We start from the raw sequence: 12,908 nt of genomic DNA, 5'->3' as shown, positions 1-12,908 counted from the left end.
TTTAAACTAAAATGCTAAAGGCTTCTATATTAAAATTTCCATCTTACCTGGTATGGATATGTTTCGTATATAGTATTATCTTCATTTATGGTATATCCAAGTTTTGCATCTTCTTTTGCATCTTTAAACAAGGCTTTAACCTCCTCATCTTTAGCTCCTAATCTTGCCAAACATATTGCTCTGTAATATTTTGCATCTGAAAAATTGGGATAAATCTTCAATGCTTTATCAAATAAGGCAATTGCTTCATCCCATTTTTTCAACTCATATTTTGCAATTCCATAGTAAAATAAAGCTGTAGGATGTTCTAAACTTTGTCTATTTTTAAATAAATCGTCGTTATATTCTTTAAATATTTTTTCAGCTTTTTCGTACTCATTCAATTGTAAATAACACAGCCCTATGTAGAAGCTGTATTTATGATCCATTCTGTAACCGTCGCCATATTTATTTATACAATCCTGAAAGTCTGCAATTGCATCTTTGTAGGTTTTAACAAAAATGCATTTTATAAAAGCGCGATAAGACTGCCATTCTTGCGGATCGTATTGAACCGCTTTATCAACATACTGCATTCCTATTTCATATTTTCTGGCTTTAAAATAAGGCATTGCTTTTTCCTGCCATAAAGAAGCAATTGTACTGTCTTTTTTTAAACCTTCATCTAAACAGTTTTGCCATTCGGCCATTTGAAAGTTATAATTATAGTGTTCTGCACAATTCGTTAGATGCTCTAAAATTATAGCGTCTTGTTTCTTCTTTATTTCCTGATTAAGTTGAGGATAAATAAACTGCGAAATATGAATTAAAATAATTAATAAAATGTTTTTCATTATGATTGAGTTTTTTCTAATGTATTTAAAGCATCAAAATTTTTAAATGCGAAATTATAAGTCTGATTATTATAATCAAACCCGCTTATTGTAGTCTGCCATTTTTGAACAGCTTCAGAATATTTTTGCCTTATGATATCATATATCTCTTTGCCTTCATTTGTTAGAACATTTTCTATTCCACTATACAAATCATTTATTTTTTCAAATCGATTCAAGTCATTAGAACATTTATTTAGATAAAAACCTATTCTTCCAATAGCCTCTTTTTCTTGTCTTTTATTAAATCTGTTTTTTGCCAATGAATTATCCAAACAAAGTAATGTAGTGTAGTAAGTATACAATGCATGAAGAAGTATATATACCGTTCTGTGATCTTTTAATTTTAAGAGATCTTCTACATTTTGTTCCTCATCTATTTTAAATATAGCTTTACGATTATGGAATAATGTTGTCAAAATAATATGACCGGTTTGATGGGCAATATCATCTATAAAGAAAACTTCATCATAATCGTCCTGATAAACATTAAAAAATGCAACTCCGTGTGCTTTTATAGTAGCAAACGAATTAGTATTACCGGGATCTGTTTTAAAAAGCAGTATTTTTTTGCAGCATTTCTCGATTATTTCATAATATTCTTTTGAATCTTCTTTTATAAAGGAAACTGCATTAGTTAAATACGATATGTTTTTCTCCAATAAAGAATTATCAAAAGTTATATCAAAATCTGGTATCACATTTCCAGACCCATCTGTAAAAACATTTCTAAGCAAATTAATTGAATGCCTGAACACTTCAATGTTTGAATTTTCAATTATATGTATCGGTTCAAAAAAAGCCGGTTCATTTTTTTTAAAATATCCCAATTTTGGCAGATACGCAATCTCATTTTCATTAAAGGAATAATTAATTTCCAACTCTTCTTTATTTACAAAATAGCCTTGCATAAACTCTGTCAAAAATTTATTTGGCAAAGAATTATCCATTTTATAATTAAAGTACGAGAATAATAACGGTTCAAGAAATAATTCATCATCATCAAAATTTATTTTTTCTAATAAGCCTGGATTTTCTTTATAGATTAATAATTTGATGGTATTTATTATTTCTGTTTGATTTGCATTAATTTCTTTATACTTTTTCATTGTCTTTTTTTTATTTCAAGAGGCTGATAAAATCAACCTCTTGAAAAAATAATTATTTTTGATAAATGATCAAATCTCCTACTTGGGCAATTACATGACAACCACTTGCATTACCACCTACGATTGAATTTAATAATTCATCAGAAGCTGTTGCTTCTGCTTTAACTTTTAAAGCTTCTAAACTTAATTTCATAGTGTTTTTATTTATATATGATTAAATCTCCTACTTTGGCAATTATGTGACAGCCACTTGCATTACCCCCTACGATTGAATTTAATAACTCATTTGAAGCTGTTGCTTCTGCTTTTTCTTTTAAAGCGTCTAAACTTAATTTCATATTGATTGATTTATATAATTATTGAATAAGGTGTGGTCTTTTTGCTAATTCAGTAAATTCGTGACAATCGTCCTGAATTCCACCGCTTATTGTACTTAATAGCTCTTGAGAAACAACTGCTTCTGCTTTTTCTTTTAAACTGTCAAAACTTAATTTCATAATTTTTTGTTTAAATTGTTAATGTATTTTATTAATATGGTAACTCATAAGGTCCAAAGTCCCCCAACCAGTCCGTTATAACGTCACCACCTGTATGGCAATCACTTGCCTTTCCTCCTGAAATTGACTCCATCAATTCTGTTGAAGCAACTGTTTGAATTCTTTCCTGAAGAGCTTCTAAACTTAATTTCATAATTTCAAATTTTAAATATTAATAATATCGGCATATAAAACTTGCCATAGTTTTGCTTGCAAGCGCTATTTAGATACATTTCTTTTACAACTGGCCATTTGTAAAATACTTAGTAATTAAATTGTACGAATTGTTTATTTCAAAATCTTTATGCTATTTACTTTGGAGATCAATAATGAAGTAAAAAATGATATGACATCAGAAACAGTTATCATAAATAATTTCTAAAACAAGGCATGTCAGATTTTCAAGCCAAAACTATATAAACGTGTTATCTGTTACAAACTATGTAAATCGGAATTCGGGAATTCCGATACGTAATTCCTGAATTTCTCACAACAAAAAACATAAATATTTAAAAACCAATAAGTTAAGACAAAATGTTTTTATATTATTTAAAGAGTAATTCTTGTGAAGATGATTTTTTTTGAAAAAATTACTGTACATAAGAATATTAGATTTTATTAATATCGAATATTTAAAAAGAGAAACATAAAACAACTTCAACATTTAAAATCTTAACCCAAAATAAGATTTATTTAGCCTCTTACTGAATTTAAAAATTAATTGTAACTGTAAGGATTTAGATTAATATAGACATAGAAAATAGCGATCTGGATATTATTTGCTATTGGAAAATAAATTTGATTTTAAAGAAAAAAACAGATCCGTTTTTCAAAATAAAATCAATTTTCACCTTTTTAATTTACGCTGCGAAAATCCATGCTTACATCAATTAAAGCATTCTGTAACGGACAAAAAAATAAAAAACCTATTTTATTATGAAATAGGTTTTTTTGTGGTGTTCGTACTTCTAATGCAAAAAAAGAGACAACCCAAAAGTTGTCTCTTTTATAAATGCTTTAAGCTATTTCTCTTCCAATAACTTAGACGGGGATTTTTAACTTTTTTTCTTTTTTAAATTGAAATAATAATTAAATCCAAGTCCAAAAGTCCATTTGGTGGTTATTCTGCTTTCACTTTCACGTACTTTGTCTAATGCTTTTCCTAATTCAACTCCTTGAAGATCAAGAATAATACATAGAGAGTCAGGATTTTCATCTGAAAGGTTAAAATTATAACCTATCCCAATTCCAAAGGATTGGTCCCATACTTTTTCAATTTTAGTATCATTTTTAACTACTAATCCTGCATTATTAAAAGTTTCTCTTTTTCCATGTGCTTCAATATTAGAAATTGAATATTTAGGAAGAATTACAAAATAAGAACTCAGTTCATCTGTATTTCCTAAAATTATTTTAGGGCAAATACTAAAATTTACAGCAGTAGCAGAGCTTGAATATTTTTCGTAAACTATATTGTTTTCAGTTTTTCTTTCAAACTCTTCAGGAGCACCTATTATGCCGCTTACTTCAATCTCCGGTCTCAGGTTTTTCAGTAATTTAAATTCCCCCCCAGTTTTTAAACTCAGAAAAACCGAACTCGAAAAATCAGTATGCAAATAAGTTACAAACCCTGCATAAGGACGCACAATTTGCGAATTGCTATAATGATAACATAGTAAAAGCACGATTATTAATATCTTCTTTCTCATATTATTTACCAATTACCCACCCTAAAGTGAAGTTAGCAACGGGAGCAAATTCTGTATTATATTTATCAACATTTATGCCTGCTCCCAAATGCAGTTCCAAATTTAGTTTCCCATTGTATGTACGTTGAAGTCCCCATACTGGTGCCAGGGTAAATGATGGAGCATATTCGCCAAAGTTGTTATTGGTCGAGATTGGCTTAAAATTATAGGTTGCATTTAATGCTAAAAAATTCCCTGAATTATAGGCTGTTCTTTTACCTTTATCAGCTCTTTTTTCTAAATTATAATAATGACGAAACTGTTCATTAATCATAGGATAAAATGACCAGGTCGATTCATAATAATAACTACTTTTTCGATATCCAAATCCCAAACTTACTTCTGAATAGAGTGTGTTTTTTTCTGTAAAACCATGTTCATAAACAAAGCCCGGAAATAAAACATTTACCTTAAACTGATTCTTTGATACACTGGTAGTTGCATCCTGAGAATGAACATTTACTATAAAAGCTAATAGTAATAAAAAACTAAACCTAATTTTCATATTTTAAATATATTAATTACTTAACAATAATCTTCTTCCTCTCCATTCTCCATTGTGAAGAGCTGCTCCATAAAGATCTATAGAAACATTTGAGTATGAAGTTGCGCCCTTAAGCCCGTTTAAATAATCCTCAGTATTTTCATAAGTACTTTTCCAGGTAAGAAGAAAATTAAAATCAAAATAATTGGTGATTGCATTATCGTCATTTCGGCTCCATTTAACATTTTGCGTTTTAAAAGTAACCGTATTACTCAGAGAAGGAGCCTTAAGGACATTATATTTTAAACTTTCATTTTTTATTTTGTCATTTAATAGCACTTTATCAACTGTTGATGGCATCTTAGTAGCAAATGCTTTAGCCAGCACATCTATAGCTTTATTTAATTCCTTGGCTGTAAGTAAATCATATTCATTATTGTGAATAAATATTGTTAAACCTTCCTCTGGATCTCCGGTATCAAAAATAAATCTAGGACCATCTGTTGGTAGTTTAGTAATAATCTTTCCATCAATATTGTATTTTACACCTTTATATTCAAAAAAAACTGTACTATAATTATAACTTCCCTGATTATAAACAGGAGTATTAAACTTGTAATCATATTGTACATCATTTACCCCTAATTCTATAATATCTGCATACGATTTTTCCCAATAGGATACTCCTAATGTTTTTTCTCTTTTTTGAAGTCTGGCGCTGCAGCCAACCGATGAAAATAAATAATAATTTTGATTCCAGAAACTTACTTGTATACGTCTGTTATCGCTATAATAATCTTCAGCTTTATCAGAAGCACCAAAAACTTTTTCCCAAATACTATTTTTTTCTATGTAAGAAATCTCAAGATTTTGTTTGATTAATTTTGGACTTGTAGTAACAGGTGGAGCTGGTGGAGTATATCCGCCTCCGCCGCCTCCGCCACTTCCAGGGTCGATAGGCTGAATATAAGCCGGTGTAGGCAAAAATTGATTAATTCCATCATCAGCTACTACAACTTGAGGCATTGCTTTACCAGTCATCCTCGTTTTTGTAAATTTACTCATTCTACTAGTAACACTGGTTTTATTTAAATAATCGTACAACTTTTGTTTGTTATTTACGTGGCAAAAATAAAGCCCTGTTTCTGTATATTTATACAAGCTGTCACCAACAATGATTTCTCTGTTTTCATTTAAAAGAGAAGAAAGTACCGGGTCTGAAATCAATTCATCATCCAGAGCAACTTCTTCATTTGCTCCTGGTTTTGAGGTAATTCCAAATTCAACATTTCTCTTTGCAATTCTTTTCTTTTTTTCTAACACAAATTTTTGGACACCTTCGCTATCACCTTCACGGAAAAGAGGCGTTAAGGATTTAAAACCTTTGTTCTGGATTTTTCTGATTTTATCATTAAAATTGTTTTGGTTAGCGACATTTTCTTTGTATGATTTAAAAATGGTTAACAAACTTGCTTTACTTTCAATTTTAACTGTATTATCATCAACTACTTCGATTTCTTCAAGCGCTGCGCTCGCATCATTGCTTTCGGTTTTGTCAAAATCATTTTCGCAGCTGGCTAGTGTAATTATTCCTAATAAGGCAACCAAACATACTAAATTTCCCGCAGAAAATTTTAAATATTCATTTTTCATAATTTTATATTTCTTTAGTATTACTGATTATTAAATTAATTATACAGGTTTCCCTGTCCAATTATCACAACTGTTGTTTAAATGTTTTTCTCTTACAACTGGCCATTTGCAAAATATTACACATTGCATTCAAACTTTTATTAGCTTTTTAATCTCTACAATTCAATCTATTAGCTATATTTTTTAAGATTATTTTCATTTTGAAATTATATTCCAAGATATCAGACCTTGTTTTATAGACTAATATTAAATGTCCGGACAATTAATTGATGACTAAATAATGTGGAAATAGATAGAGCTAAAAAAATCTTAGATTTAGTAAAAACAGTTTTTTCTTTATTACCAACTTGGATCAAAATAAAATCTTGTTTTTTCTGCAGCCAAAACTATATAATGCTCTTACACTGCACAAACTATGTACATCTGAATTCAGGAATTTCGGCACGTAATTCAGGAATACAGTTAAAACAAAAACATAAACAACTGAAAGACAATACAATATAAAAATATTGTTTTTATTAAATTTCGACTTGTGTTTCTGAACTTATACTATATTTTTGTACGAAACTGATCTTTATGCCTTATTCTAAATTTCTATTACCACTATTTTTATTATTATTTTCTAGCCACCTACATTCGCAGACGATAAATAAGAATTTAACAAAACTTTCATTTGAAGATTTAAAGGAACTTTATTGGAAAAACGAAAACAAAAGTGTAAAACAGCTGCCTTATGCAAATGCTTATTTAAACAAAGCGAAAAGCGAAAATAAACCTGTCGAAAGAGCAAGAGGATACTTTTTACTTTCATTATTATCAGAAAATGAAAAAGCTATAGTTTACTTAGATAGTGCTATTTTTTATACAAAAGAGCTATCAGATCCAAAATTCCCTGCTTATGCCTATTCAGGAAAAGGTCATATTTATAAAAAACAATTTAAGTATAAGGAAGCAATAGATAATTTTTTAATAGCTGAAAATATTGCTAAAAAAAATAATCCGGATTTATATTATGAGACAAAATTTACTATTGCAGCCTTAAAATCTGAAGAATTAGGGGAAGTAAAAGAAGCTCTTGTTTTGTATAAAGAATGCTACAACTATTATAATGATAAAAAAGTCAGATCAACAAATTATTCTTATCCGTATCAATTGGTCCTTTTTGGTCTTGCAGATGCATACAAAGCTTTAAGTATTTCAGATTCTGCAACTTATTATAATAAAAAAGGATTTATTGAAACAAAAGCAACAAATAACCAATTATTAAATGCTCTTTTTACCTTAAATGAAGGTGCTAATTTAATCTTCAAAAGAAAATTTGGAGAAGCTCTGGATAGTATTAATAATGCTCTCCCAAAAGTTATACATTATAAAGATAAAGGAAATACATTGGCTGGTTATTATTATACCGGTAAAGCTTATGCCGGTTTGAATAATAAAAAAGAAGCTATTAAAAATTTTATTAAAGTAGATTCTTTATATAATGTTACAAAAAGAATTACTCCTGAATTTATGAGTGGTTATCCTTATCTAATTTCTTATTTCAAAAATAATAATGATAAGGTAAATCAATTAAAATACTTAACAAAGTATATGTATATCGATAGCATTCTACAAAACAATTATAAAGAGCTGACAAAAAAATTAAACATCGAATATGATACACCCAATTTAATGCAGGAAAAAGAAAACCTCATTAAATCACTTAAAATAAACAATACAAAATCGTATTGGAGCATTGGTTTTTTAATTTTTATAGTATTATTAATGGCTGGTTTTAGCATTTATCAATATAAACTTAAAAAAAGCTATCGCTCTCGTTTTGAAAAAATAATGCAGCAATCTGATGAAAAAATTGAACTAAATAATAAACTCGAAGAAATTGGAGTTTTCGAAGAGAACAAATCGAAAACGGATACTATTGGAATAAATGAAGATATTATTAATCAAATATTAAAAAAATTGACTGATTTTGAAACTTCAAAAGGTTTTTTAGATTCGAATATTACAATTCAGACTATATCTGAATCTTTTGACACCAATAACAAATATGTGTCTAAAATTGTAAATATTTATAAAGAAAAGACGTTTATACAGTATATAAATGAATTAAGAATTGAACATGCTTTAACTTGTTTGAAGCAGGATCATAAACTTAGAAAATATACTATTCAGGCTCTGGCAATTGAATTTGGTTTTAATAATGCAGAGTCATTTTCGGCTGCTTTTCATAAAAAAACAGGCATAAAACCAACCTATTTCTTAAAACAGCTGGAAGAGAACAACAAATAATAAAACACTAATAATCATTGTTTTAAAAACTAATTATTATCGAAATTCCTGAATTCCGATAAACATAAGCCACAATAAGCCGCATTTTAAGAATACACCTATATATTTGCAAAAACATATTTAATCAACAAACCATGAAAACAAACAAAAAAGAAATCAAAAAATTTGATTTAGAAAAATTTGAAGTTGCAAAATTAAAAAACCTAAGAACTATTGTTGGCGGAGATGCACCCGGAGATGATAAAACCATTACAGATGTTGTAACTGGAGGAAACAATAAAAACACCTAATATATTTTAAATTTTCCTCATGAAATTTCCCCCATTTATTTTCATACTCATACTATTCATATCAGGTTGTAAGTCTTCACAAGAACCTGTCACATCTTCTATACCAATTATTAATAAAAATAAACTAACGTCTCAACAATTAGAAACATGGTATCAAAAAGATTATTTAAAAGACAGTATACCTGGAATTTCATTGAATAAATGGTATAGTGAAAACAAAAAAAAATCTAAGCAACAGGTTATCGTTGCTGTTATAGATACACAATTAGATATTAATCATGAAGATTTAAAAGGTCAGTTTTGGATCAATCAAAAAGAAATCGCTAATAATAATATTGACGACGACAATAATGGTTATGTAGATGATATAAATGGTTGGAATTTCACATCAAACAAAAAAGAAGATTACGTTACCTGGGGAAACTTTGAATCTGTTCGATTTATAAGGCATTGGGATCCTGAATTTAAAGGAAAAACAGAAGACCAGATTAAACCAGAAAATTTAGCTAATTACAAAGAATACCAAAGAGCATTAAAAGTTAACGAGAAGGAAAACATTTATTACAACAGATGGTTAAGTGGTTTAAACCACAGTGTTAAAATTTTCCCTTTGGTAAAAGATACCTTAAAGCATTTTTTTCCAAAAGAAGACTATACTTATAAGCAATTAGACAGTCTTTATAAAAAACATAAAATAAATGATAAAACTTACAGACAAAGGCGAGAAAGTGATGATCGTGATCTGGGAGCTTTAATATTTTATATGATGATTAATATGGAAGATGGCGAGAGCACTCTTGAAGCTCTTAAAAAAAGTGAGGCTGAGTTAGATTCGATAGTAAATAAAAATTTAAATAAAGACTTTAACGACAGACTTGTAATTGGTGATAATCCAAATGTTTTAGAAAAAGGATACGGATGCGGAAATGTAAGTATCTCTAAAAAAGGAATTAAAAATCTTAAGGGACATGCCACAAAAGTTGCCGGCATAATAGCGGCAAACCGTCAGAATACCATAGGAGTAAAAGGTGTGGCAGAAAATGTAAAAATTATGCCTCTTAATATTTCTTATTCCGGAGATGAAAATGATAAAGATATTGCAATGGCAATTTATTACGCTGTAGATAATGGTGCTAAAGTCATTAACATGTCTTTTGGAAAAGAATTTTCAGTACATCAGGAATGGGTTTCAGATGCCTTTAAATATGCTGAAAAACATAATGTTTTATTAGTACACGGATCAGGAAATGAACGTTTCAATGTTGATGAAAATCCTTATTACCCAAGCGATAATACCTTTGATGGTAAACCTGAAGTAAGCGGTAATTTTATTAATGTTGGGTCAGTTTCGGCACGATTAGACAAAACATTTGTGTCGAATTTTTCAAACTACGGAAAGCAAAATGTAGACTTGTTTGCTCCTGGCGAACAAATTTATACAACAGCTATGGATAATGAATATAAATCAGATTCTGGAACTTCATTGTCTGCTCCAATAGTTTCAGGAGTAGCCGCTCTTATATGGTCTTATTATCCTAAACTTAAAGTACAGCAGGTCAAACAAATCATAATAGACTCAGGAACAACATATAACCTCGAAGTTATTGTTCCGGGAACAAAAGACAAGCAAACTTTATTTACAGAATTATCTAAATCAGGCAAAGTTTTAAATGCATATAATGCTATGAAACTTGCAGAAAAAGTAAGCAGGCAGAAAAAATGAAACCTCATTTTGAAATAAAAAGCTTTTCGAAATTTGTACTTCGAACCCCTTTGTTTCCCCTGTCAAATTACCTTGAATTATTAGAAAATTATTCTTTAGAGAAAGCATTCAGATTATACAATACACCAATAATTAGAGAAGCAATAAATTTAGCTTCACCAGAATTAGTAAGTGGATTAGATAAATGGGTGTCTGGAACTTCTACATTATCTAATGATAAAAAAAAAGCGTTCGAACTTACTTTTCTAAAGTATATGGCGAGAATTTCGTCACGATGTACACCATTTGGTTTGTTTGCAGGATGTTCTGTTGGAAATTTAGATACTGAAACAAATATTATTTTAGATACTGAAAATAATCACAGCCGTTTTACGCAATTTGATATGCATTATTGGGTATCTCTACTGCAGGATATTGCAAAAAGAAAAGAAATTGCAGTTTATCTTAAATTTTTTCCAAACTCTTCTATTTACGAAGTTGGTGAATTTTATCGTTTTATTGAATATAAATATGCCGAAACAAAACGGGAACATATTATTTCAGCAATACGTAAATCAGATTTACTAAAGAAAATTCTTTCTGAAGCAAAATCAGGAATTACTATCTACGAAATGATAGCGTTTTTAGCAGAAGATGAATCTGAAAAGGAAGAAGCATTTGAATTCATTTCACAATTAATAGTTTTTCAATTTTTAGTCAGCGAATTGGATGCCGTGATAACCGGAGACGATGAATGGAAAAGAACTTTCTCCATTTTGGAAAAAATTCCACACTTAAATAATGAAATTATTTTTTTTAAAGACCTTCAAAAAAACCTTTCTCATCTGGATAAACACTTGGTTACGAATCAGGGAAGTTATGAAAAAATCAGGGAAACGATCAATAATATTGGAACTCAGTATGAAGAAAAATATCTATTTCAGACCGATCTAAATGTTTCAGCTCTCAATAATAAATTAAATGCCGATGTTTCTCAAAAAGTACTAAAAGCAATCCGATTTTTAAACGGCATTCAGACTTCCAGGGAATTAGTAAATCTTGAAAATTTCAAAAAGTCTTTTATCAAAAGATATGAATCTTCAGAAATGCCTTTAAGCTTTGTATTAGATACAGAAATTGGGATTGGTTATCATGAAAATCACGAAATGAATGATATTCATGAAATTCTCGAAAGTTATTCTTTTAAAGCAAAAAACACATCTGAAAAAAATGAGGTATGGACAAATACTGATTTTATTTTACAGGCGAAGCTTCAAAATAGTATTCTGAATAACGACGAAATTATTGTACTTTCAGAAAAAGATTTTCCGGATTTTGATGCTGATTTTAAAAATTCTCCTACAACTTTTTCAGTAATTGTAGAAGTTTTTGATGAAAACAATATTGTTCTTACATCAACAGGAAATACAAGTGCTTCAAAATTATTAAGCAGATTTTGCAATGGAAACAAACAAATTCACAAGCTTACAAAAGAAATTATTCAAAAAGAAGATGAATATCACGATGATAAAATTTTAGCCGAAATTGTACATATTCCAGAATCAAGAATAGGAAATATTATAAGAAGGCCAATTTTACGAGACTACGAAATTAGTTATTTATGTGCTCCCGGTGTTTCGAGAGAAAACAATCTGGATTTAAACGATTTATCGATTTCGATTAAGTCGGGCAGAGTTATACTTCGCTCTAAAAAACAGAATAAAGAAATTCTTCCCTGTTTATCAAATGCACATAATTTTTTAAATAATTCTTTACCTATTTATCATTTTTTATGTGATCTGGAACGACAAAATTTAAAACCAGTTTCTACTTTTAATTGGGGAGTTTTAGCATCGCAATATAATTTTTTCCCAAGAGTAATTTATAATGAAATTATACTTTCAAAGGCAAAATGGATAATTAAAAAAGATGAAATCATTGGTTTCTGTAAAATAGATAAAGACAATTTAATCTTATTGTTTTCCGAATGGCGAATAAAGCGTAATATTCCACGCTATGTAACCTTAAGCAATTCTAACAATACACTTTTGTATGATTTTGAAAGTGAAATTTCTATTGAATTATTTTTAAAATCAGGAAAAAATCAAGAAAAAACTATTTTGGAAGAATTCTTGTTTACAGAAAAATCAGCAGTTCAAAATACTGAAGATGCTGTTTTCTGCAATCAAATTATACTTTCTTATTACAAAGAAAAAGCATAA

General features: G+C 29.0%; 13 protein-coding genes. 4 read left to right on the top strand and 9 right to left on the bottom strand.

Annotation, left to right across the window (positions count from 1 at the left end; translation table 11 throughout):
* Positions 1-29: 29 nt before the first annotated feature.
* The 9 genes from NLJ00_RS10145 to NLJ00_RS10105 all read right to left on the bottom strand — a co-directional run bounded on the left by NLJ00_RS10145 (position 30) and on the right by NLJ00_RS10105 (position 6,402).
* Positions 30-833 carry a tetratricopeptide repeat protein gene (locus tag NLJ00_RS10145; RefSeq protein ID WP_053470572.1) on the bottom strand — a complete coding sequence of 268 codons (804 nt, stop codon included), beginning with the start codon at positions 831-833 and terminating at the stop codon, positions 30-32.
* The gene (locus NLJ00_RS10140) at positions 833-1,981 is read right to left on the bottom strand and encodes a hypothetical protein (protein WP_053470573.1); all 1,149 of its coding nucleotides are present in this window, start codon (positions 1,979-1,981) and stop codon (positions 833-835) included. The genes NLJ00_RS10145 and NLJ00_RS10140 overlap by 1 nt, the downstream gene beginning before the upstream one ends.
* A gap of 52 nt (positions 1,982-2,033) precedes the next feature.
* A complete protein-coding gene (locus NLJ00_RS10135) occupies positions 2,034-2,174 on the bottom strand; it encodes a hypothetical protein (protein WP_165590666.1) in 141 nt (46 codons plus the stop codon).
* Positions 2,175-2,181: 7 nt separating this feature from the next.
* The gene (locus NLJ00_RS10130) at positions 2,182-2,319 is read right to left on the bottom strand and encodes a hypothetical protein (RefSeq protein ID WP_165590667.1); all 138 of its coding nucleotides are present in this window, start codon (positions 2,317-2,319) and stop codon (positions 2,182-2,184) included.
* An 18-nt stretch (positions 2,320-2,337) separates the two neighbouring features.
* Entirely contained in the window at positions 2,338-2,478 is a 141-nt protein-coding gene (locus NLJ00_RS10125) for a hypothetical protein (protein ID WP_165590668.1), read from the bottom strand.
* 31 nt (positions 2,479-2,509) lie between these two features.
* Complete coding sequence (locus NLJ00_RS10120) at positions 2,510-2,671, bottom strand: hypothetical protein (protein ID WP_165590669.1); 162 nt, start codon at positions 2,669-2,671, stop codon at positions 2,510-2,512.
* 901 nt (positions 2,672-3,572) lie between these two features.
* Entirely contained in the window at positions 3,573-4,226 is a 654-nt protein-coding gene (locus NLJ00_RS10115; RefSeq protein WP_123959147.1) for a hypothetical protein, read from the bottom strand.
* Position 4,227: 1 nt separating this feature from the next.
* Complete coding sequence (locus NLJ00_RS10110) at positions 4,228-4,770, bottom strand: hypothetical protein (protein WP_053470575.1); 543 nt, start codon at positions 4,768-4,770, stop codon at positions 4,228-4,230.
* Positions 4,771-4,782: 12 nt separating this feature from the next.
* A complete protein-coding gene (locus NLJ00_RS10105; RefSeq protein WP_180860439.1) occupies positions 4,783-6,402 on the bottom strand; it encodes a hypothetical protein in 1,620 nt (539 codons plus the stop codon).
* A 576-nt stretch (positions 6,403-6,978) separates the two neighbouring features.
* On the opposite strand from NLJ00_RS10105, the gene NLJ00_RS10100 reads away from it, so the two are divergent.
* The 4 genes from NLJ00_RS10100 (at position 6,979) to NLJ00_RS10085 (ending at position 12,908) form a co-directional block, all read left to right on the top strand.
* Complete coding sequence (locus NLJ00_RS10100) at positions 6,979-8,694, top strand: helix-turn-helix domain-containing protein (RefSeq protein ID WP_256637095.1); 1,716 nt, start codon at positions 6,979-6,981, stop codon at positions 8,692-8,694.
* A 134-nt stretch (positions 8,695-8,828) separates the two neighbouring features.
* A complete protein-coding gene (locus tag NLJ00_RS10095; protein WP_165590670.1) occupies positions 8,829-8,984 on the top strand; it encodes a hypothetical protein in 156 nt (51 codons plus the stop codon).
* Between the two features lie 19 nt (positions 8,985-9,003).
* Entirely contained in the window at positions 9,004-10,707 is a 1,704-nt protein-coding gene (locus tag NLJ00_RS10090; RefSeq protein WP_082356374.1) for a S8 family serine peptidase, read from the top strand.
* Positions 10,704-12,908, top strand: a complete 2,205-nt coding sequence (locus tag NLJ00_RS10085; RefSeq protein ID WP_053470579.1) for a lantibiotic dehydratase family protein — start codon at positions 10,704-10,706, stop codon at positions 12,906-12,908. Before NLJ00_RS10090 ends, NLJ00_RS10085 begins: the two co-directional genes overlap by 4 nt.

This window comes from Flavobacterium panici (assembly GCF_024499525.1).
In the GTDB taxonomy this organism is placed as follows: domain Bacteria; phylum Bacteroidota; class Bacteroidia; order Flavobacteriales; family Flavobacteriaceae; genus Flavobacterium; species Flavobacterium panici.
This window is presented reverse-complemented; position numbering and strand designations above follow the sequence as displayed.

Excerpts from the sequence above, each read along its gene's own strand:
- NLJ00_RS10120 (WP_165590669.1), bottom strand. The coding sequence starts at position 2,671 with ATGAAATTAAGTTTAGAAGCTCTTCAGGAAAGAATTCAAACAGTTGCT.
- NLJ00_RS10085 (WP_053470579.1), top strand. The coding sequence starts at position 10,704 with ATGAAACCTCATTTTGAAATAAAAAGCTTTTCGAAATTTGTACTTCGA.
- NLJ00_RS10125 (WP_165590668.1), bottom strand. The coding sequence starts at position 2,478 with ATGAAATTAAGTTTTGACAGTTTAAAAGAAAAAGCAGAAGCAGTTGTT.
- NLJ00_RS10130 (WP_165590667.1), bottom strand. The coding sequence starts at position 2,319 with ATGAAATTAAGTTTAGACGCTTTAAAAGAAAAAGCAGAAGCAACAGCT.
- NLJ00_RS10145 (WP_053470572.1), bottom strand. The coding sequence starts at position 833 with ATGAAAAACATTTTATTAATTATTTTAATTCATATTTCGCAGTTTATT.
- NLJ00_RS10115 (WP_123959147.1), bottom strand. The coding sequence starts at position 4,226 with ATGAGAAAGAAGATATTAATAATCGTGCTTTTACTATGTTATCATTAT.
- NLJ00_RS10090 (WP_082356374.1), top strand. The coding sequence starts at position 9,004 with ATGAAATTTCCCCCATTTATTTTCATACTCATACTATTCATATCAGGT.
- NLJ00_RS10140 (WP_053470573.1), bottom strand. The coding sequence starts at position 1,981 with ATGAAAAAGTATAAAGAAATTAATGCAAATCAAACAGAAATAATAAAT.
- NLJ00_RS10135 (WP_165590666.1), bottom strand. The coding sequence starts at position 2,174 with ATGAAATTAAGTTTAGAAGCTTTAAAAGTTAAAGCAGAAGCAACAGCT.
- NLJ00_RS10095 (WP_165590670.1), top strand. The coding sequence starts at position 8,829 with ATGAAAACAAACAAAAAAGAAATCAAAAAATTTGATTTAGAAAAATTT.
- NLJ00_RS10105 (WP_180860439.1), bottom strand. The coding sequence starts at position 6,402 with ATGAAAAATGAATATTTAAAATTTTCTGCGGGAAATTTAGTATGTTTG.
- NLJ00_RS10100 (WP_256637095.1), top strand. The coding sequence starts at position 6,979 with ATGCCTTATTCTAAATTTCTATTACCACTATTTTTATTATTATTTTCT.
- NLJ00_RS10110 (WP_053470575.1), bottom strand. The coding sequence starts at position 4,770 with ATGAAAATTAGGTTTAGTTTTTTATTACTATTAGCTTTTATAGTAAAT.